Origin of the sequence: Candidatus Tisiphia endosymbiont of Ceraclea dissimilis, from assembly GCF_964030735.1 — a bacterium.
In the GTDB taxonomy this organism is placed as follows: Bacteria; Pseudomonadota; Alphaproteobacteria; order Rickettsiales; family Rickettsiaceae; genus Tisiphia.
Genome location: NZ_OZ034917.1, coordinates 1,306,359 through 1,327,873, shown reverse-complemented (window position 1 = coordinate 1,327,873; position 21,515 = coordinate 1,306,359). Strand labels below are relative to the sequence as shown.

Here is a 21,515-nt window from a genome sequence, read left to right as displayed (position 1 = left end):
AGGTTAGTATATTAAATCTTACTCCACGTTCCCATTGGACTCTGTTTATAACAATCAATTATCGGTGTTGCAATAGTTAGTTCATTTATTGTTTTAATTATTAAACTTAAATTATCTAAAGCATCGTATATTATAATTACTCTCTGAAAATGTGCAAAATTTTTGTTATTAAGAATTTCTTGTATATCAAATGGGGCAATAATTATTAGGATGGTAGCCTGATTAGGATTCTCTAACTGGTGAGTAATATAGACTGGTTGCTTTTCTGGTAATGGATCAAGTTTACTACCATGCGGAATAAACTGTTTTCTAGAATAAGTCCATATCATCTTATTTAGTGATTCTTGTACTTCAATATCTGGAACTAAAACCACAATTCTCAAATTGCTATGGTAAGATTTTTCTACTAAAAGACAGCTTGTCTTATATATTAATCCTTCAGTAGTGTGATAAAAACTAAATTGTTGCATGATTTTTCTCTTTTAAGGCTTAGAAAACAAATCTTTTGTAATTATCCTAGGAGACAGTTTTCTAGCACCAAATTCCCATGAATTGACTATAGTATGCTGCGGTACTCGACTTCGTTTTTCCTAAAAATTCCTCAATTATCTTTAGGTTATGCAAGAGGTCTATTATATATAAGAACCTGATAGATTAGACAATTTTCTTATACTCAAAATATATTTTTCTTACCGAGTAAATCCAGGTAATACAAACAACGATAAATACTACCATTAAAAATGGTGAAATAGAACTAAAAGTTGCTGTTGGTACTAATGTAAAAATAACTGACTGTATTAATCCGCTCGAAGATTTACCAACTTTCGAGCTAATAACGTCAACAGCTGCTTTACCCTTGGTTTTTAGCTCCTTGTCTAGAGGGATATATAGCATCTCTTTAGAGGTATCCCAAATTGAATATTTAGTACCTTTCACTAGAATGTTCTGTAAAGCACCAATTGATACCGCAAGAGCAAGTGGGGTCATAAGAATAGCACTGTCAAATAGAGACAATATTTGATGGTCAAACACGATTAAAATAAAGAATAATGTACCAGTAACCATCATGATAATTGGCGAAATTACAGCCGCCACAAACCAGCTATGACTACGCATTATATTGTTGCCTATTATAGTCATTATCATGATAGTAACCCCAGTCCAAAGAATATAAAGACTATTAAATTCTGCATAACTATTAACAGTGGGGTATAATTCTTTTATTTTTGCTTTCCATACGGCTTCTACCAAATTCATTGATAAACCAAAAGCAGCAGAGCAAATTAGCATTAACCATAAATATTTTGATCTTATGATATATCTAAAACTTTCGATTAATCCCATTCCATCTTTAGTCGATCTAGCAGATTTAGCCTTTGCATAAAATGTTGGATTGGTAAAAACATTTTTGCTAATAAATCTTACAAGTAAATATGATATAACAGCTGCAACTACCACGAAACTTGTTGATATTTTTACCAATATAGTTTTATTGTCCGGTACGGTAAAAAAATACTTAGCTATAGTGTTAGCAGATGATAAGTTTGACATCAAAAAGCCAACAAATATTAAAGCAGAATTACCAAATAATGAAAAAAGAGTGTAAAACCTTTTTGCTTCTTCTGTTGTAGTAAGCTCATTAGCAAACTGCCAAAACAGTAAAACATAAAAGATATTCGGCCAAAGCTCAGATAATGTATAAAAAACCACATAACTCCAATTACCAATTAAAGCTATATACCATTTTAAATGAGGATAATTCCCCATAATTTGTTCCAGCGAACTTGGATTAATGTGGAAAATATGGACATTAGGATAAATGATGAAAGCAAAAACAATAAAGAAACTAATAAAAAAGGTAATTAAATAGCCATAAATCCTCTCAAAACTATAATGATTAAGCATCTTAGCATAGATTATAACGAATAGAGCCGCTGCAGGTGTTACACAATAAACTTTAGTGAAACTGACTACTTCAGCACTAATCTCTGAAATTAAAATACTATCTTTTAAAATTCTTAATATATTTTGGTTAAATAAGACGCAGAACATCAAACCACACATCGGTATGAATTTCCCGAGTTCATGATTATGGATAGGCCAAAAGATAGTTCTGAATTTGCTGCTAAATGAATTTGACTTTATAATAGTCATAATAAAGATTCCCTAAGACAAAAAAAAAACTCAACAGATATAGTCAATTCAGGAGAATTTGGGGCTAGGAGTGATGGAGCGACGCCTATAAGTAATAGGCGAGCGACGAATGACAACGTCTCCAACTTCTCATCAATTGACTATATATCAACTTAAAGAGTGATCTTTTAGTAAGCTGAAACTATTCTTAAGAGTTTTCCGTTAATTGCTTAAGGCTATCATGCAAAACATAAGGTTAAAGACTTATATACCATTAGGTTGCTGCTGTCAATCTATTTAGATTTAGCTTGCATAAAGAATTAAAAATTATATAATTTTTTTTTACAATTAAGAAATTAAATAATAAAAATATATGAAAAGATTATTATCAATTCCAGTTGTAACGTTTATTAGCTTGATTTCTAGCATATCATTTGCAAGTGAAGGGCAGCTTTATGTGAAAGCTGAGGTTGGTGCAGCTTTATTACAGAAAACAAGAGACAAAATCCTCGATATAAAAATGACCCCTCTGTTTGGGGGAGATGTTAATCTTGGTGTAGGTTATTATCTAACAAATAATGTTAGAGCTGATCTAACATTTGGTTTTACTAATCCAAGACTTGAAGGCTCTTCTACTAATACTAGTACTAGAACTTATAACGTATTAGGAGTTGAGAAAACAATTGACGCCCCTATAACTTTAAAAAGAACACATAGGGGGCAAATAACCTCAGTGTTGGTCAATAGTTATGTTGATTTAAATACTGATGCTAACTCTCCTTCTGTTTTTGTAGGAGCAGGTGTTGGGATGGCTCAAATAAAAGAAAAAATAACCACAGGTGAGGTATTGGGTCGTGATGCTCCGACTGCTGCAAATTTTGTTCCACTGCAAAAACATTCTTCAGTTACCAGGAAGGCTAATAATTTTGCTTATCAGCTAATTGCTGGAGTGTCTGTTAGTTTAAATGAAAAGGCAAGGATTGATGTTGCCTATATCTTGGCAGATTATGGGCAAACAAAATTTTCAAAATGTAATGATGTTGAAATAAATAAAACTAGTTATCGAACTCATAACATAATTGCTGGGCTAAGATTTGATATATAATATATAACTCACCCGCATAACAAACACTATTGCCATCCCCGTTCACTATTATCATTCCCGCTTCTTTCCCTTGTCATTCCCGCGTAAGCGGGAATCTACAATACCTCAGGGCATTTTTAGATACCTGCTTTCGCAGGGATGACAACCATTGTCCTATATTTTATTCAAATCTGCAAAAAAAAAACTTGATTATCGAGTTTAATTAACTTAATTGCAGATGTTATATTGAAATAAGAAGGAAATTGTGATATTTAATCTTCCAAGACTAACTATAGTTAATTCAGGAGAATTTGGGGCTAGGAGCGATGAGTGACAACGTCACCAACTTCTCTTGAATTAACTATATACATTAAACACTGAAGACTTGTTAGATAACTGTCCAAAAAGGTGGATATAACTCCGGAATGTTAACTAATCGCATAAGTTCTTATTTTATTTGTTTCTTCTTGCTAGGTATAGTGGCGGGGGGAAATTTTTCATTGGTCACATTTACTATTCATTACCAATTATCACAAGCAGGATATTCAACTGATATTATTGGCTTAATGTTTCTAACCTCTATGCCATATTGCCTAAAACCAATATTAGCACCATTTATTGATAAATATTCTGTACCTATTATATGTAAAAAATTTGGTCAACGTCGAGGATGGGCACTAGCTGTACAAGGATGTTTATTAGTTACTACTAGTGGATTTTTAATTATAGCTCCCCCTGTTAACATCGTTATTACTGCCATTTTAAATTTTACTATTTCCTGTTGTGCGGCAACTCAAGATATTATTTTAGATGCCTATCGTATAGAACGCTCTGCAACAAAGGAAGAGCTTTCAGTTGCTACAACTTTCAGTGGCACTGGTTTTCGCATAGGAATGCTGATTAATAGTACAGGAGCATTATATGTCTCTTGCTTCTTTAATTGGTACTGCGTATATCTATGTACCTTTTTTATAACAATGGCTGCCCCACTAATAATCTTATGCATGCAAGAGCCTGCTACAAAAAAAACTGAACATATTTTTACTAATTTAATTTCATTTAGCCAATATTCTAAAATCATTGGTGATAGCTTACTATTATTAAAACGACACCATCCAAATTGGATATTCATTATGCTGTTTGTCTTTCTATATAAAGCAAGCGATTCAATTACTATGGCAATGAGTTCTCCCTTATTTATTGACTTGTCCTTTACCTCCCAAGAAATTGCCTCTATTTCAAAAACCTATGGATTCATGCTAATGACCTTAGGGGGAATTATTAGCGGTATTCTAACTACAAAAGTAGGGATATCTCGAGGTTTACTAATATGCGGTATTCTACAATTACTATCCCCCTTAATGCTAATGTTTTTATCTATAGTAGGTCATGATCTAGTTATATTTACTATAACAATTACTGTACAGAATTTCTGTTGCGGACTTGGTAATACCACTCTTGTTATTTATCTTTCTAGTTTATGTAATGGCGAATTGATCGCCACGCAATACTCAATTATTTCTTCTTTTAGCTCCTTTGTACGTATTATTTTATCCTGTTTATCCGGTATTTGTGCAAACTATATGGATTGGTCCAATCTTTTTTTATTCACTACCTTATTTAGCATGCTATTTGTATTAGCCTTTTTAAAGATACGTAAAAGTTAATGGTTTGACTATAATTGTTAAATATTCAACGCTCCACGATATATCTCTATTAGGCTATCTTCTTCAGCAAGATCATCTTTGTCTTTTTTCTTAAGTTTCAGAACATGCTTAATTATCTTAATATCATAGCCTTTATGTTTAGCTTCTTCATAAGCATCCTTTATTAGATCAGTTAACTCGTTTTTCTCTTCCTCTAGCTTCTCAAGTTTACTGATAGTGTCAATTAAATCTTGTGAATCGATTATCTCTGTCATAATTATAAATATTATAAGTTTAGTAAAATGCCAATTACCAAATTATTTGTTAAAAAATAAATAATTAAAGTAACAAGCTATTCTCTTCAAAAATCCTACTTTGTCAATGGATTCTTTAGCAAGAAGAGCTATTTCTTGCACATCATTGTCAACAATTACAGTTATTTTACCAACAATATCCCCAGCCTTTAAAGGAGCTGAAACAGTTGGCGGTATCGATATTTTTATATCAATTTTTTCTTGGTTAGAACGTGGCACAACCATTGATAACTTTTCGGCTGCTACAAGTTGCACTTTATCCTTTACACCAAGCCATACATTAATTTCTTCTATTATATCACCTTTAGCATAAAACTTTTTGTGAATAAAGTTTTGCTTAATCCAATCTAATAGCATTAGAGATTCATCCGCTCGCTTTTTCATAGAACTAAGACCGTTAACAACCATAATATAACGACGCCCATCATCTATACATGATGCTACCATACCATAACCTGCATTATCAGTAAAACCGGTTTTAATACCATCGCATCCAATATCTTTGTATAATAAAAGATTACGATTTCCTTGAGTAATAGGTCGACCTTTTTGATCTTTACCGAAAGTAAAATATTTTTTACTATAAATATGATAAAATTCCGGGTGGTTTTTAATAAGAGCCATACTAAGTATGGCAAGATCATAGGCAGTGCTATAGTGATTTTCTGCTGGCCAACCACTAGCATTAACAAAATGAGTATCCTTCATACCTATTTTCTGTGCTTGTAAATTCATAGCCTCAACAAAATTTTCTTCCGTTCCGTACAATCCTTCAGCAGCTACAATACAAGCATCATTTCCTGATTGAACAATAATACCATTTAGAATATCTTCAAGACGTACCATTTCACCTAGAGGCATGAAAGACTTTGACCCTCCCATACGCCAAGCTTTCTCACTTACAATAAAATGCGAATCAAACGACACCTCGCCTTTCTGAATTTTCTCCTCAATAAGATAAGATGTCATTATTTTGGTCATTGATGAGGGAAACATATGCTCATCAGCATTCTTTGCCAACAACACTTTACCTGTAGCATAATCTATGACTATTGCTTGCTTTGCTTCAAGGGTTATTGCATTAGTATCAGGATGGCGAGTAATATTATTATTTCCCTCTGCGCTAGATGTCACTGCTTTAACAGGAGACTCTGCCTTAACAGTAACAATAGACCTCTTGCCTAACTCTACTTCTGCTGGTAATTTGGACAATGATGCGGTACTCGAATCCTCACGTACACTAGAGTAAGCTGCGGTTCTGCGTTCCGCGTCTCCTTCAAATTCCTCAGCATAAGCGAGTTTTGCAAGAGGTCTAATAGGTAATATTAAGAGACAAATTAATATCAAATATAGTGTAAATATCGGGGTTTTATAAATCTTGTTCATGTAATGTAATGCCATAATTATCAATTTTGTTTAAATATAGCAGATTTTTATACTACACTAATAGCTGTTTTCATTATTTTTACAGTATATAGTCAATTGATGAGAAATAGGGGGTTATACCATAAAGGTGGTTCTCTGTTAATCCATTTCGGTGGTAATTTATCATAGTGCCATTTTGCATTGAGATATTTTCTATAAGCTTCACAAGGATCGCTAATATGCTTAAAATCCACCTGCATACTTTCTGATTTAGTACAATTAGCAAATGGAGTTATTATGCCATCTTGAATATCAGCCCTATGTTCTAACAAATATGGTAATAACCTTGTAGTCGCATGTTTTTTGTTATAACGAAAACTATATTCTTCGCATAATGCTAAAAAATGCTGAAATAACCAGTCCCAATTGCCAATGTTCAATGCCGCCCAGATAGTACATGGGTGCTTCATGTGAGTTGGTTTGTAGATATGCTGATAAGTAACACCACTATTAATGAATATGGCGGTACTTAATAATTGGGCTGTCTCTAAAACCATTTTAACTACCCGTTTGTTATCCAAGGCTTGGGCAGATATTATAGGACAGTTATTGGTAACAAAAATATTCATAAATTTTATCAATAAAATAAATAGGTTTATATTAGCTATAGCATAGATTCCTCACTATAGTCAATTGATGAGAAGTTAGTGACGTCATCACTCGTCGCTCGCCTATTACTTATAGGCGTCGCTCCTGCTATCTACTTCTCCTGAATTGGCTATACTATGGTTGTACATGTAAATTAATCGGTTTATCTATTGCAATAGCATATCTATAAATTGTTTTTAAACTTGGAAAATGTTTACCGCTTTCTAAACGTGCTATTACAGATTGGGTGGTATTCATTTTTTTGCCACCTCTTCTTGAGTCATGTTAGCCTTAATTCTAGATAATATTAAAGCATAAGATATTTCATACTCTAGAGAAGATGCTTCATATTCTTTTTTTACTTCAGGATTAGCAAGTAATTTTTCTCTTAATGATTCATATTTTATCATAATTTATTTCCTTTATTCTTTGTTTTGCTATTAACAATGCTTTTCTAGGGGGCTTCTGAGTCTTTTTTATGAAAGTGTGAAGAATAACTATTTTTTTCTTATGAGCTAAAAAATAGATTGATCTTGCTATATTTACTTTTCCATTTAGCCTTATTTCCCACAAATTACCTTCAATAGGTTTGACATTAGATTGCTTCGTCGCTACTAAAGTAGCTTCTCGCAATGACGCCATGCATAAGGTGAGATACTAAGTTTTCTTCTTAGTACTACAGTTGTAGATTGAATGTGAGTGTTCACGGAAAAAAGGTTAAAGTATAAGATGTCATTGCGAGGAGGTTGCCAGACCGACGAAGCAATCCAGGAAAGTGATTAAAAATGGATTGCTTCGTTGACCTTACGGTCTCCTCGCAATGACGGTTTTTCAATTATTGTTTTCTTAAACTGACGCTTATGTACTCCATCGCTCCTAGCCCAAAATTCTACTCCTCAAGAGTTTAAGCAAGGCTATCAATTAACTTAGCCATGCCTTCTTCATCTAACTCTTCAAAAAAATCATCGTTGATTTGGACAACTGGTGCATTAACACAAGCACCCAAACATTCAACTTCTGTAAGGCTAAACTTTTTATCGCTGGTTAGCTCACCGAAATTAATAGCCAGTTTATTCTTACAGATAGTAGCAATTTTATCGCTCCCCCTTAGCCAACAGGGGGTAGTACCACAAATTTGTATGTGATATCGTCCTACTGGTTGTAGATTAAACATGGTATAGAATGTTGCAACTTCATAAGCTCTGATGAAAGGTATATTTAGAAAATTTGCCACATACTCTATCGATGCTTTAGGTAACCAACCATTCATTTGCCGTTGGGCAAGGTCAAGTAACGGTAGGATCGCACTTTTCTGTCTATTTTCAGGATATTTCTTAATAATATCTTGAGCTTTTTTTAAATTTTCATCATTAAAACTGAAATTTACTGGTTCATCATTCATCGATCAATTTCTCCAAAAACAATGTCAAGACTGGCAATAATAGTTACCACATCTGCCATCAAATGGCCTCTCGACATAAAGTCTAAACCTTGCAGATGAGCAAATCCAGGGGCTTTAATACGGCATCTATAGGGTTTGTTGCTTCCATCAGAGTATAAATATACCCCAAACTCGCCTTTTGGAGCTTCAACAAATCGATATATCTCGCCTTGTGGTACGTTATATCCTTCAGTATAAAGTTTAAAATGATTAATCATTGCTTCCATCGATTCTTTCATTTGCTTTCTTGATGGTGGGGCAATTTTAGGATCATCAGTTTTAATACTACCTTTCGGTATTTTTTCAAGACATTGTTGTATAATTTTAAGTGATTGGTACATTTCTTCAATGCGAACCAAATACCTATCATAACAATCACCATTTTTGCCAATTGGTATGTCAAAATCTAGTTCACCATATACATCGTACGGATTGGTTTTTCTAAGATCCCATGCGATACCTGAGCCTCGTAGTATTGGACCAGAAAACCCCCAATCCATAGCTTCTTTTTGGCTTACTACTCCGATATCTACTAGGCGTTGTTTCCAAATCCTATTGTCATTTAACAAGGTTTCAACATCTTGTAATTTTTTAGGAAATTGTTGAATAAAAATATGAATATCTTCTAATATATCATCTGGTAAGTCTTGGGCAACGCCACCAGGTCTAAAATAATTTGCATGCATTCTAGAACCAGATACACGCTCGTAAAATTCCATAATTTTTTCACGTTCCTCAAATAACCATAATAGAGGGGTAGTAGCACCAACATCTAGAGCTTGGGTTGTGATATTAAGGATGTGGTTAAGGATACGGGTAAGTTCAGAAAACATCACTCGAATAAATTGAGCTCGTCTTGGAACTTCGCAGCCAAGCAATCCTTCAACTGTTAAGGCAAAGGCGTGTTCTTGGCACATTGGCGATACGTAATCTAATCGATCAAAGTATGGTATAGCTTGTAGATATGTTTTATACTCAATTAATTTTTCAGTACCACGATGCAATAAGCCAATATGTGGATCTGCTTTATTGATCACCTCACCATCCATTTCTAAGATTAATCTTAAAACTCCATGGGTAGCTGGATGTTGTGGTCCAAAATTCAGTACAACATTTTTATTATTATCACTCACCTTATTTTAAACTCCGGCAATTATTGTCCTCTATATAGCTGCCCTGAATAGTACTGCTCAATTTGTCATTCCTGCTTCGGTGCGGAATCTAAGACCCCACACCAAAGCAGGGGTGACAGCCTTGTAATAGACGTCAATTTAATTATCTATATATTTTTGAGTATATACCAAAATTTCTGTCCACTAAGTGAAAAAGTGAAAAAATTATATAATTAATCTTATTTTTCTATTTCTTTTATCAAAGCCTGTTCACCCTCAGTAAGAGTTTCTGGAGAAGACGATTTAGAGTTTTCTTTATCTTTTACTTTAATAGCAGGTAAGTCATAGTGAGGAGGCATTTCTAGAGTTTTGTTGCGTCCTACCTTGTATTCATCAGGTCCAGGGGTCACAATTCCTATTGTTTCTTTTACTTCTTTACTGCATGCAGATAACATTATTACAGTAGCAAATAACCAAAAAATTATACGCACTTAATCTCCTTTTAAATTTATATTTTCCTTAAAAGCAAGCTCACGGATCCTATCTGCTTCAGCTTGTATCATAGTGTGATTATATTTAATGTCTTGTTGTTGTTCAACAATTTTCTTAGTTTTATAATAATCATGTATCAAAAATATTACTCCTAATGAAATGAAACTATCAGCTAGATTAAATATTGGAAAACCAAAATCTTGATAATGAAAATAAATAAAATCAAATACTGCCCCATTAACAAAACGATCGATCAAATTACCGATAGCACCACCAATGACAAAACTATAACCAACAAAGCCTGTCATTGTCTTACATTTTAATAAGATATACCATAAATATATTATAACAACAGAATTAATAACTATAAACAACATATTGCTATACTGATAATAATTTCGGAACATTCCAAAACTAATACCATGGTTCCAGCTATAAACTATATCTAAAAAGCTTGTTACTTTCATGGTTAGACCAATTTTGCCCCTTAGATAATTTATAAACCACCATTTTACTAATTGATCTATAATTACCAATTTAATAACTATACGGCTATTTTGACGAATAATTAGTAATATTCTTTTTAATGTTAATGGTATATGCATATTACAAACAATCTTACCGCAAATATTGGTTATTAGATTCTAAACAGTCATGGCAATGTAAAAGTCATAGCAAAATGCTCGGGCTTTTTAAATTACCCGAGCTAAAACCACTTCCTCTTCTATTTTTCAACAGTTGTGACTAAAGAAACTACTCACTAATAGACGTGTTCATTCCACTGAATTATTAACGTTTGCACCAATTACAGTTAGACCAAGTTCTTCTAAATCACCAGAATGTTCAGCATTAAAAAGATTATTAGGTATAATAATTTCTTGAGGCGTATCATTTCTTAACGAAAAACCCCCTGGCAATGCTATCGTTGCTTCTGGAAAAATTGTTATACGCATTTGCTGCCCCCCTTCTGAATAATTAACTGTACTAAATTGCCTACTTTCTGCCATAAATCCCCTGTTTTTACATTATAACATACCCAAATACTACATTTGAATATCTACACTCATATAATACATTTTATAATACAATACCATCAAAAAATCAAATTTTATGACCATAAGTTTTTCATTTTGTTAAAAAAACTAGCATCATCTTCATCTTTGTCGCTTGACAATTCTGTATCTAGCATCTCTAGTAATTCTTTTTGTTTTTTAGTAAGATTTTTCGGTATCTCAATATGGATGTGGGCAAACATATCCCCTCTAATGGTTGATCTAACCTTAGACATACCTTTGCCTTTTAGTCTTAGTTGTTCGCCATTTTGTGTGCCGGCTGGTATTTTTAACTTTACCTTACCACCTTCTATGTCTGGTACTTCTACTTCTCCACCTAAAATAGCTTTAATGAAACTAATAGGTAGTCGACAATGCAAATTAATTCCATCAACTTTATACAGGTCATGTGGCTTAATAGTAACAAAAATATACAAATCTCCATTACTGCCTCCTCGCATTCCGGCATCTCCTTCACCAGTAAGTCTTATTCTTGTGCCTTCCTCAATACCAGCTGGAATATTTACCAATAAATTCCTATGTTGTGAATGACGCCCTTGACCATGACATTTTTTACATGGATTTTTAATTATTTGCCCTGTGCCTTGGCATTTTGCACAAGTTTGTTCTAAGGTAAAGAAACCCTGCTGTATCCTTGTAGCCCCGCGTCCTCCACAAGCATCACATTTGGTCATGCCAGTATCATTATTTTCTGAACCACTACCGTTACATGGTGAACACTTTACTTCACTAGTAAAGCTAATATTCTTCTCGATACCACGAAATGCTTCTGACAAAGTAACTGTGATTTCATATTTTAAATCTGAACCTCTAACGCTAGTGGACTGGTGCGACCTTCTTGCCCCGCCACCCATAAAATCATTAAAAAACTCACCAAATATATCATTCAAATCATGATTCCCCCCTCTAGAAGCCTGCCTTCCAGCTGACGATGCTGCTCCTGAATTATGAAAAGCCTCATGTCCAAAACGATCATATGCTGCTCTTTTCTGCTCATCTTTTAGTACATCATAAGCACTACTTATTTCCTTAAACTTTTTTTCTGCTTGTTGATCCTGTGAATTACGGTCAGGATGATATTGCATAGCTAATTTATGATAAGCCTTTTTTATTTCTGCTTGGCTAGCAGTTTTATTAACTCCAAGTACTTGGTAATAATCTTTTGTAGACATAATAAGGATATCTTATTTTAAATTTTATTTTTAGCCAAAACGTCATTACGAGCGAACGTATATGAGCGTGGTAATCCATTTTTTCTGGATTGCTTCGGAGGCTTACGCCTCCTCGCAATGACGCTTGAGATGCATACATGTCATTGCACATAGGCTTAAGAAAATAATAATTGAGAAACTGTCATTGCGAGGAGACCGTAAGGTCGACGAAGCAATCCAGAAAAAATGGATTACCACGCCACCTACGATAGCTCGCAATGGCATAGTAATTACTTATTACTTACATCCTCGTAATTAGCATCAACTACTTTATCGTCATCACTTGCCTTAGCTTCTGTATTACTATCATCTTCTGATGGAGATTTATACATAGCTTCTCCAATTTTCATGCTTGCTGCCATAAGAGTGTCAGTTTTCGCTTTAATTTCTTCAAGATTATCTGACTCTAAAGCTGCCTTTAACTCTGTTATAGCATTTTCTACTTGTTGTTTATCACTAACTGATATTTTACCATCATATTCTTTTAGAGTCTTTTCAGTTGAATAAATCAAGCTATCAGCATTATTTTTAGCTTCAATTAATTCACGACGCTTTTTATCCTCATCAGCATTTTTTTCCGCATCTTTGACCATTTGTTCAATTTCTGCATCACTAAGCCCTCCGGAAGCCTGGATAGTTACTTTTTGCTCTTTACCACTAGCTTTATCTTTGGCAGAAACGTGAACTATACCATTAACGTCGATATCAAAGGTTACTTCAATTTGTGGTGCTCCTCGTGGGGCAGGAGGAATACCATCCAGATTAAATTGCCCAAGTAGCTTATTAGCAGCTGCCATTTCCCGTTCACCTTGGAATACTCTAATCGTTACCGCATGTTGGTTATCGTCCGCCGTAGAGAATGTTTGACTTTTCTTGGTAGGAATAGTTGTATTACGATCAATCAGCCTAGTAAATACCCCCCCAAGAGTTTCAATACCTAAAGATAAAGGGGTAACATCTAGTAATAATATATCAGTAACTTCTTTGTTTAATACCCCACCTTGAATAGCAGCCCCTAGAGCTACGACTTCATCAGGATTTACTCCTCTATGTGGTTCGCGACCAAAAAATTCTTTTACCTTGTCAATAACTTTTGGCATTCTAGTCATACCGCCAACTAGCACTACTTCCTGAATATCTGAGGCTTTTAGCCCAGCATCTTTTAAAGCTTTCTTACATGGTTCTATTGTATCATCAATTAGCGTTGCCACTAAGGATTCTAATTTTGCTCTAGTAAATTTTATATTTAAATGTTTAGGACCTGAACTATCAGCTGTAATATATGGTAAATTAACATCGGTTTGCGGTACAGATGATAATTCTTTTTTAGCTTTTTCGGCAGCTTCTTTCAAACGCTGTAAAGCTAAAGGATCTTTGCGTAAATCCATACCACTTTCTTTCTTAAATTCATCGATTAAATAATCTAGAATTCTCGAATCAAAATCTTCCCCTCCAAGGAAAGTATTACCGTTGGTAGATTTAACCTCAAATACTCCGTTACCTATTTCTAAAATTGATACGTCAAACGTACCGCCACCAAGATCATAAACTGCAATTATTTTGCTTTCAGCTTTATCAAAACCATATGCTAAAGCTGCGGCTGTTGGTTCGTTGATTATCCGTAATACGTCCAAACCAGCAATTTTTCCAGCATCTTTGGTTGCTTGACGTTGTGCATCGTTAAAATATGCTGGTACAGTAATAACTGCTTGCGTTACCTTTTCACCAAGATAATTTTCAGCTGTTTCCTTCATTTTTTGCAGAATATAAGCACTAATTTGACTAGGTGAATATTTTTCTCCGTTAACTTCAACCCAAGCATCATTATTAGCAGCTTTTACGATTTGGTACGGTACAAGGTCTTGATCTTTTTTAACCATAGGATCAGAAAAACTTCTACCTATCAATCTTTTAATGCCATATAAAGTATTATTTGGATTGGTCACAGCTTGACGCTTTGCTGGTTCGCCAATTAATTTTTCACCACCGCTAGCAAATCCTACCATTGAGGGAGTCGTTCTAACTCCTTCGGCATTTGCTATAACTTTCGGTTCTTTCCCTTCCATTACTGCAACGCAGGAATTTGTTGTTCCTAAATCTATACCTATAATTTTTGCCATATACACTCCTAATTCCGATTAAACAATTCAACTTAACAAGTTCTGATATAGTAATTTACAATCTATTTTACAAGAGGTGGTGATGAAAAAAATCATGAGAATACCCACATATGGGAGTAGAGTAAGGCATTTGGACGAATCACCTATTTCACTTTGCACATTTCTACGATTTTGAATTCCCCTAACCTTTTCTTTATTAGAACCTTCTCTTACTTCGATTAATCCTTGCTCTAGATATTTTAACTTAGAACTTTCAGCATAAAGCCTCATATGCTGAAAAAATTTTGTAAACTTACCCACTAACTTATTACCACCATTCCAATAAAGATCCTCAATCATCAGCCTCTCGTTAGGTTTTAGCTTATCCCAAGACTTACCATAAATATTTTTTAGTTCGATTCGATTAGTAGCACTCTTATAGTCGTATATCATTCGAGATTGCTCAGTTGTAATAGTTTGCTGACCATTATAAACTTTATCAAATGATATCAACCCCTGAAATATTGCCTGCCAAACAATTTTTGCTTCGGGATTATCCATATTAAAACCTATCCCTATAGTCTTATTTCCTTTAATATCTTTATATATTTGTAATATTTCATTTTCATTGCCTTTAATAAAAGCAAGTGCCATTTCTTGATAAAATTGTAAATGTTCTGGCTTAAAAAGATTTAAACCATGTAATTTATCCCGTAACTCAGCGGCAAATTTTATACTTACTACCATAAATTTATAACCTTTATTATCTTGATAAAAATCAATATAGTCAATTAACCTGAATTAGTATCGAATAAGCACCCATCGTACTGTCATTGCGAGGAGGCGTAAGCCTCCGAAGCAATCTAATGAATGTGGATTGCCACGCTCACATACGTTCGCTCGCAATGACGAGCATTTTTACCAAAACGTCATTACGATGATGACGGGTTGTAGGTTTATACGTCATTGCGAGGAGGCGTAAGCCTCCGAAGCAATCCATTTTAATCGTTTTTTGGATTGCTTTGTCGCCACTAAAGTGGCTCCTCGCAATGACGTTTAGGCTAAATACTAATCGGATTTACAACGTTGCTAATTCAAGTTAATTCAATATAATAGCATCTTTTTAGCTAGCACTAAGTGATCTGGTAAAAAAATTTAGTAAAAAATCATTGACTAGGCAAATATATTAAAACATAATCACCTCGATGGTCGTGCAGTTGCGTAAAAATCTATACTAGAATTTACGAGGAAAGTCTGGACTCTACAGAGATATGGTGCTGGTTAACGTCCAGCGGGAGAGTAATCTTTTAGGGAAAGTGCCGCAGAAAATATACCGCCAAATTATAATATAGTTTGGTAAGGGTGAAATGGTGTGGTAAGAGCACACCGGTAGGTTGGTAACAAGCTACGCATGGTAAACCCCACCAAGAGCAAGATCAAATAGGCACTACAGAACTTACGTGTTCCTAGGCATCTCTGGCTAGAAGTAGTGCGGGTAGATCGCTTGAGGTAAATGGTAACATTTATCCTAGATAAATAACTGCAATAGATAATAGAAATATTATCTATACAAAATCCGGCTTACAGACCATCATTTTTTATAAGACTTTTACCCAAAGGTTATTGCGAGGAGATGTTTTAGTGGTGACGAAGCAATATGACAAGCTTTATGGATTGCCACGACCTACTTGCGTGGTCTCGCAATGACGCTTGAGATGCATATACGTCATTGCGAAACCATGCAATGGTTGAAACAATCCATTCCATAAGAATAGATTATCTCAAGGATTTTTAAGATTGTGAAAAATATTTTTTATACAGAATTTTGGCATAAATATTATCCTATAATTTTATGCTTCATCTTACTGGTTTTTCATTTTTTATCAGCCTATCCTGGTGGTATGTCATCTGATAGTTTTGATCAATATCAGCAGAGTATTAGTGGAAATTATAATTCTCATCACCCATCTTTAATGTCAATAGTATGGTCGTTAATTAATCATATCCATCAAGGTCCACAATTGATGCTATTGGTAGATTTAGCATTTTTATGGGGTGGAATACTACTACTTCTATATGCAGATCAACAAAATAAATATAGATATCTATATTTGGTAATTGCCCTTTCGCCTAATATATTGTCTCAATCTGCAACAATTTGGAAAGATGTAGTTTTTGCCTTAGGTACTTTCTTCTGCATAGCTACTTGTATTTTTTTTACTTATCGACAAAAAACAGCACCTTTCTGGGTGGTTGTTGGATTATTATTGATTTGCTTTTATATTGTTGGGGTTAAATTTCAAGCTAAATTTATTGTACCAATTTTGATTTTGTTTATATTGTCAGTTTATCTTAAAACTAATATTTTGATAAGAATAACAGCTACTAGTATTATTTCCGTAATAATCATATATGGTAATATTACACTTGCTAAATATTTTTCTACAGAGGGTCATTCAGAGCAATTACCTCAATTTTTTGATGTTGCTGGAGTGAGTGTTGCCATAAATAATGATGATTTATTACCAGACTATGTTAAAGAAGACAAAAATTTATATAGTTTTGAAAAGCTCAAGGCACAATATACTGCAAGGTGGGTTGATACATTAATCTTTGGTGATACTAGGATTTATAATTCAACATCAGACCCTATAAAATTGCAAGAGATGCAGTCTGCTTATATAAAAGCTATAATGTACCATCCTCTAATTTTTTTAAAACATCGAATGATTAATTTTGCTTTTTTAATGACCAACACGGGATTCTATCACTATGGCTTTATTGATTCTACCGAAGCTCAAAAACATAATATAGATATTAAGAATAATCACTTAAAAAAGGCGATAACAAAATATTTAAAAAAATATCCATGGATTTTAACAACCAACCTTATTAGTTTTATACTAATATTTGTTTATTTAACAGCTATTTTAACAAATAAACAATCTGATATAGTCAATTCAGGAGAATTTGGGGCTAGGAACGATGGAGCGACGCCTATAAGTAATAGGCGAGCATTGAGCGACGACGTCCCCAACTTCTCATCAATTGACTATAATCCTGAGAAGGTTATTTTAACTTATATTGTTGCGATAGGTCTTGTTTTTTCGGTAGTATTACTTTTTGCTACTATGGCATCTGATTACCGTTACTACTATGTAATAAGAGTGTTAACATTATTTAGTCTGCCAATTTATCTGAAGTTTAGACATGGAAGTAACAAATTTCATTTCCGTGTAGGCACGTAGTTCGTCGACCTAAGGTCTCCTCGCAATGACGGTTTTTCAATTATTGTTTTCTTAAACCGATGCCTATGCGTATAGGCGGGAATTTATAATATCTCAAGGATTTTTAAATTATGAAAAATATTTTTTATACAAAATTTTGGCGTAAATATTATCCCATAATTTTATGTTTTGCTTTAATGTTTTTTCATTTTTTATCAGCCTATCCTGGTGGAATGACGGTTGATAGCTTTTCTCAATATGAACAAAGTATTAGTGGAAATTATTTTTCTCATCATCCACCTTTAATGTCAATGATATGGTCGTTACTCAATCATATCTATCAAGGACCACAGATAATGCTATTATGGCATTTAGTATTGTTGTGGGGTGGGGTATTATTGCTTTTTTATGCTGATCGACAAAATAAATATAGATATCTTTATTTTGTAATACCATTTCTTCCAAATATATTAGCTCAATCCGGGGTAATTTGGAAAGATATAGGGTTTGGCTTAGGTAGTTTTTTTGTAATAGCTAGTTGTATTTTTTATAGCTATCATCAAAAACGACCATCTTATTTGGCAGCTATTGGATTGTTATTAGTTATTTTTTATGTTGTTGGTGTTAAATTTCAAGCACAATTTATTGCCCCAATTTTAATTTTGTTTGTATTATCAGTTTCTCTTAAAGCTAACTGGTTTATTAGGATAATAGTAACTATTATTCTTTCTTTAGTAATAATAGAGGGTAATAATTATCTTGCTAAGCATTTTTCTACTGATAGTCATGCAAAACAATTACGCCAACTATTTGACATAGCAGGGGTGATTGTTGCAATAGATAATGATGATTTACTACCAGATTATGTCAAAGAAGATAAAAATTTATATAGTTTTGAAAAGCTTAAATCTCTCTATACACCGACTTTAGTTAATGCTTTAGTTTTTGGTGATGATCGAATTTATAATTCAACATCAGACCCTATAAAGCTACAAGAGCTGGAATCTAGTTATGTAAAAGCTGTAACCCATTATCCACTAGCTTTTCTTAAACATCGTATAAAGAATTTCATCTTATTAATGAAGAGTGCAGAGTATTATAGTGACGATTTATTTATTGATCCTAATGAAGCTGAAAAATATGGCATTTATCTTAAAAAAAATCATGTAAAAGACCTAGTGATATTCTACTTAAAAGCATTTCCAAGGCTAATAACTAAGAACTTTATTAGTTTTATACTAATATTTGTGTATTTAGCAGCTATTTTAACAAATAAACAATCTAATAATCCTGAGAAGGTTATTTTAACTTATATTGTTGCGATAGGTCTTGTCTTTTCGGTAGTATTACTTTTTGCTACTATGGCATGTGATTACCGTTACTACTATGTCATAAGAGTGTTAACATTATTTAGCCTGCCAATTTATCTGAAATTTAGATATTGCAAAACATCGCAAAAATAATGAAAACAGCTATTAGTGGAGCATAAAAATCTGTTATATTATAGATATAGTCAATTAACTTGAATTGGCAATGTTATAAATCCGATTAGTATTTAGCCTTAGCGTCATGGCTCAGAGCCACTTTAGTGGTGACGAAGTAATCCAAAAAACGATTAAAATGGATTGCTTCGTCGGCTTACGCCTTCTCGCAATGACAGCGGTGCTTATTCGGCACTAATTCGGGTTAATTGACTATATAACTAGATTTTACACTTTTTAATAAGGTTACCCTACATGTCAATAGCACTAGAATCTAAATGTTCAGTAAATGGCAAAATTTGGCAGCAGCGATTAGTCAACGAGGATGCTGTTCTAGAGCTTTGTCGTTCTGTAGGAATTAGTGATTTTCTAGCTAGGGTTCTATCTCCTCGCCTGGAGAACTTAGCACAAGCGGCTGACTTTTTATCACCTAGGATTAAGAATTTACTGCCCAATCCTTTTCATTTACTTGATATGCAAAAGGCAGTAGATAGAGCTATAGAAGCCATTATAAATAAACAAAAAATCTGCATATTTGCTGATTATGATGTTGATGGGGCTACTTCTTCATCATTGCTTAAGAATCTATTTAGAGATTTGGGGCAAAATGTTGATATTTATGTTCCAGACCGAATTGCTGAAGGATATGGACCAACCCCAGCTGCTATGCAAAAAATTAAGGATAATGGAACTAAGCTGCTTATTACTGTAGATTGCGGAGCAATGGCACATGAGGCTCTGAAACATGCAGCACTAGTAGGGCTTGATGTGATAGTGATCGATCATCACATTAGTAGTGATATATTACCTGAGGCTGTTGCCGTTGTTAATCCAAATCGTATTGATGAAACCAGCGATTATAAGTATCTGGCTGCTGTAGGAGTATCATTTTTATTTGCTACTGCCTTATTATCTGATTTAAAAAAACAAAATTTCTTTGCCAATCACCATGACATTAGTGGTAGGGATGATATTACTATACCTAACTTAATGCAGTATTTAGATTTAGTTGCCCTTGGTACGGTATGCGATGTAATGAAGCTTGTTCACTTAAATCGTGCTTTTGTTACTCAAGGATTAAAAATCCTTCAGCAAAGAAAAAATTTAGGTATGACAACCCTATGCGATATTGCTGGCTTAAATGAAAAACCAAACTGTTATCATTTGGGATTTGTCTTGGGACCTAGGATTAATGCTGGTGGAAGAGTTGGTAAATCATCATTAGGGGCTAATCTTTTATCTACCGAATGTCCAATAGAAGCAAATAGATTAGCACAGGAGTTGGAGAAACATAATAATGAGCGGAAAGTAATAGAACTGATAATGATAGAGGAAGCTACTCAAATAGCTTTAACTCAGGAAAATGATAGCTCATTATTTATAATTGGTAAAGGATGGCATCCGGGTGTGATTGGTATTGTCGCTGGAAGATTAAAGGAAAAATTTAATAAACCGGTGTCAGTTATAGCTTTAAATGATGGAATAGGTAAGGCTTCTTGCCGTTCTATCAAAAATGTTGATTTTGGTAGTAAAATTATCAACGCCAAGACTAAAGAGTTAATTGTAGTTGGCGGGGGGCATTCAATGGCTGCTGGATTTACAGTATTAGAAGAAAAATTACTAGAGTTGCAAGAATTCTTAAATCACGCCTTTAAGAGTGATATGAATAATCAGAATGATCTTATAGGCGAAGAATATGATGCTGAGCTCACTACTAGTAGTGTAAATTTGCTATTAATGGATGAGCTAAGTAAACTTGAGCCATTTGGTCAGGGAAATCCTGAACCAATATTTAAATTCTCTAACCTTTTTGTTTTGAAAGCTGACATAGTTGGTGGTAAACATATAAAATGTTTGCTAGCACCTTCTAAGGAAGCTTTTGGCTCTAAAGCCCTTGCTGCTATTGCTTTTAATGCCGTGTCTAGTCCAATAGAGAATATATTGCTTAATGTTAAGTCTTATAATATTTCCGTGATTGGGTCATTAAAAGTCAATAGCTGGCAAGAACGTCATACTATACAATTACAAATAAAGGACTTGATAATATGATTTTTTCTACTAATATGAGTTTGTACATCTCCTGTCTTGAAAGTCATTGCGAGGAGCCACTTTGGTGGCGACGAAGCAATCCAAAATGATGAAAAAACATAAGAATGGATTGCTTCATCGACCTTATGGTCTCCTCGCAA

General features: G+C 33.8%; 21 protein-coding genes and 1 other RNA gene. 6 read left to right on the top strand and 16 right to left on the bottom strand.

All coding sequences use genetic code 11. The features are described 5' to 3' along the window. Positions 1–11: 11 nt before the first annotated feature. Together ACQH1V_RS06305 and ACQH1V_RS06300 are read right to left on the bottom strand one after the other, a co-directional pair. Complete coding sequence (locus ACQH1V_RS06305) at positions 12–470, bottom strand: DNA polymerase III subunit chi (RefSeq protein WP_425360202.1); 459 nt, start codon at positions 468–470, stop codon at positions 12–14. Positions 471–654: 184 nt separating this feature from the next. Continuing rightward, on the bottom strand, positions 655–2,154 hold the full coding sequence (locus ACQH1V_RS06300; RefSeq protein WP_094649768.1) for an Npt1/Npt2 family nucleotide transporter: 1,500 nt from the start codon (positions 2,152–2,154) through the stop codon (positions 655–657). A 352-nt stretch (positions 2,155–2,506) separates the two neighbouring features. Here ACQH1V_RS06300 and ACQH1V_RS06295 point away from each other — a divergent pair, with 352 nt between their 5' ends. Together ACQH1V_RS06295 and ACQH1V_RS06290 are read left to right on the top strand one after the other, a co-directional pair. Continuing rightward, positions 2,507–3,238: an outer membrane protein gene (locus ACQH1V_RS06295; RefSeq protein ID WP_425360201.1), complete on the top strand. Its 732-nt coding sequence runs from the start codon at positions 2,507–2,509 to the stop codon at positions 3,236–3,238. Positions 3,239–3,642: 404 nt separating this feature from the next. After that, entirely contained in the window at positions 3,643–4,884 is a 1,242-nt protein-coding gene (locus ACQH1V_RS06290) for an MFS transporter (protein ID WP_425360200.1), read from the top strand. A 17-nt stretch (positions 4,885–4,901) separates the two neighbouring features. Here the strand turns inward: ACQH1V_RS06290 and ACQH1V_RS06285 are convergent, their stop codons facing one another. The 14 genes from ACQH1V_RS06285 to ACQH1V_RS06220 form a co-directional block, all read right to left on the bottom strand. Next, complete coding sequence (locus ACQH1V_RS06285; RefSeq protein ID WP_094649222.1) at positions 4,902–5,138, bottom strand: GapR family DNA-binding domain-containing protein; 237 nt, start codon at positions 5,136–5,138, stop codon at positions 4,902–4,904. A gap of 42 nt (positions 5,139–5,180) precedes the next feature. Next, a complete protein-coding gene (locus ACQH1V_RS06280; protein ID WP_425360199.1) occupies positions 5,181–6,578 on the bottom strand; it encodes a palindromic element RPE1 domain-containing protein in 1,398 nt (465 codons plus the stop codon). Between the two features lie 77 nt (positions 6,579–6,655). Then, on the bottom strand, positions 6,656–7,171 hold the full coding sequence (locus ACQH1V_RS06275) for a pyrimidine dimer DNA glycosylase/endonuclease V (RefSeq protein ID WP_341748789.1): 516 nt from the start codon (positions 7,169–7,171) through the stop codon (positions 6,656–6,658). 154 nt (positions 7,172–7,325) lie between these two features. Beyond that, on the bottom strand, positions 7,326–7,448 hold the full coding sequence (locus tag ACQH1V_RS06270; protein WP_133062932.1) for a helix-turn-helix domain-containing protein: 123 nt from the start codon (positions 7,446–7,448) through the stop codon (positions 7,326–7,328). Next, positions 7,445–7,600 carry a hypothetical protein gene (locus tag ACQH1V_RS06265; RefSeq protein ID WP_157905664.1) on the bottom strand — a complete coding sequence of 52 codons (156 nt, stop codon included), beginning with the start codon at positions 7,598–7,600 and terminating at the stop codon, positions 7,445–7,447. The genes ACQH1V_RS06270 and ACQH1V_RS06265 overlap by 4 nt, the downstream gene beginning before the upstream one ends. After that, positions 7,587–7,832, bottom strand: a complete 246-nt coding sequence (locus tag ACQH1V_RS06260) for a type II toxin-antitoxin system RelE/ParE family toxin (protein WP_425360198.1) — start codon at positions 7,830–7,832, stop codon at positions 7,587–7,589. Before ACQH1V_RS06260 ends, ACQH1V_RS06265 begins: the two co-directional genes overlap by 14 nt. Positions 7,833–8,094: 262 nt before the next feature. Further along, entirely contained in the window at positions 8,095–8,592 is a 498-nt protein-coding gene (nuoE, locus tag ACQH1V_RS06255; RefSeq protein WP_094649218.1) for an NADH-quinone oxidoreductase subunit NuoE, read from the bottom strand. Continuing rightward, positions 8,589–9,764: an NADH dehydrogenase (quinone) subunit D gene (gene nuoD, locus ACQH1V_RS06250; RefSeq protein ID WP_341748793.1), complete on the bottom strand. Its 1,176-nt coding sequence runs from the start codon at positions 9,762–9,764 to the stop codon at positions 8,589–8,591. Before nuoD ends, nuoE begins: the two co-directional genes overlap by 4 nt. A gap of 218 nt (positions 9,765–9,982) precedes the next feature. Further along, complete coding sequence (locus ACQH1V_RS06245; protein WP_425360197.1) at positions 9,983–10,234, bottom strand: DUF3035 domain-containing protein; 252 nt, start codon at positions 10,232–10,234, stop codon at positions 9,983–9,985. After that, positions 10,235–10,834 (bottom strand): signal peptidase II, encoded by a 600-nt coding sequence (lspA, locus tag ACQH1V_RS06240; RefSeq protein WP_341749474.1) that lies wholly within the window; start codon positions 10,832–10,834, stop codon positions 10,235–10,237. A 174-nt stretch (positions 10,835–11,008) separates the two neighbouring features. Further along, positions 11,009–11,242, bottom strand: coding sequence for a hypothetical protein (locus ACQH1V_RS06235; protein ID WP_425360196.1), 234 nt, complete (start codon positions 11,240–11,242; stop codon positions 11,009–11,011). 101 nt (positions 11,243–11,343) lie between these two features. Beyond that, positions 11,344–12,480 (bottom strand): molecular chaperone DnaJ, encoded by a 1,137-nt coding sequence (dnaJ, locus tag ACQH1V_RS06230; RefSeq protein ID WP_425360195.1) that lies wholly within the window; start codon positions 12,478–12,480, stop codon positions 11,344–11,346. Between the two features lie 269 nt (positions 12,481–12,749). Next, positions 12,750–14,639, bottom strand: coding sequence for a molecular chaperone DnaK (dnaK, locus tag ACQH1V_RS06225; protein ID WP_094649212.1), 1,890 nt, complete (start codon positions 14,637–14,639; stop codon positions 12,750–12,752). Positions 14,640–14,666: 27 nt separating this feature from the next. Then, positions 14,667–15,365, bottom strand: coding sequence for a hypothetical protein (locus ACQH1V_RS06220; protein ID WP_425360194.1), 699 nt, complete (start codon positions 15,363–15,365; stop codon positions 14,667–14,669). A gap of 454 nt (positions 15,366–15,819) precedes the next feature. Here ACQH1V_RS06220 and rnpB point away from each other — a divergent pair. The 4 genes from rnpB (at position 15,820) to recJ (ending at position 21,375) form a co-directional block, all read left to right on the top strand. Next, an RNA gene (rnpB, locus tag ACQH1V_RS06215) (RNase P RNA component class A) lies at positions 15,820–16,218 on the top strand. Between the two features lie 199 nt (positions 16,219–16,417). Next, positions 16,418–17,866, top strand: a complete 1,449-nt coding sequence (locus tag ACQH1V_RS06210) for a palindromic element RPE2 domain-containing protein (RefSeq protein WP_425360193.1) — start codon at positions 16,418–16,420, stop codon at positions 17,864–17,866. A gap of 110 nt (positions 17,867–17,976) precedes the next feature. Then, positions 17,977–19,308: a hypothetical protein gene (locus ACQH1V_RS06205; protein ID WP_425360192.1), complete on the top strand. Its 1,332-nt coding sequence runs from the start codon at positions 17,977–17,979 to the stop codon at positions 19,306–19,308. Between the two features lie 273 nt (positions 19,309–19,581). Continuing rightward, the gene (gene recJ, locus ACQH1V_RS06200; protein WP_341748802.1) at positions 19,582–21,375 is read left to right on the top strand and encodes a single-stranded-DNA-specific exonuclease RecJ; all 1,794 of its coding nucleotides are present in this window, start codon (positions 19,582–19,584) and stop codon (positions 21,373–21,375) included. The last annotated feature ends 140 nt before the right edge of the window (positions 21,376–21,515 follow it).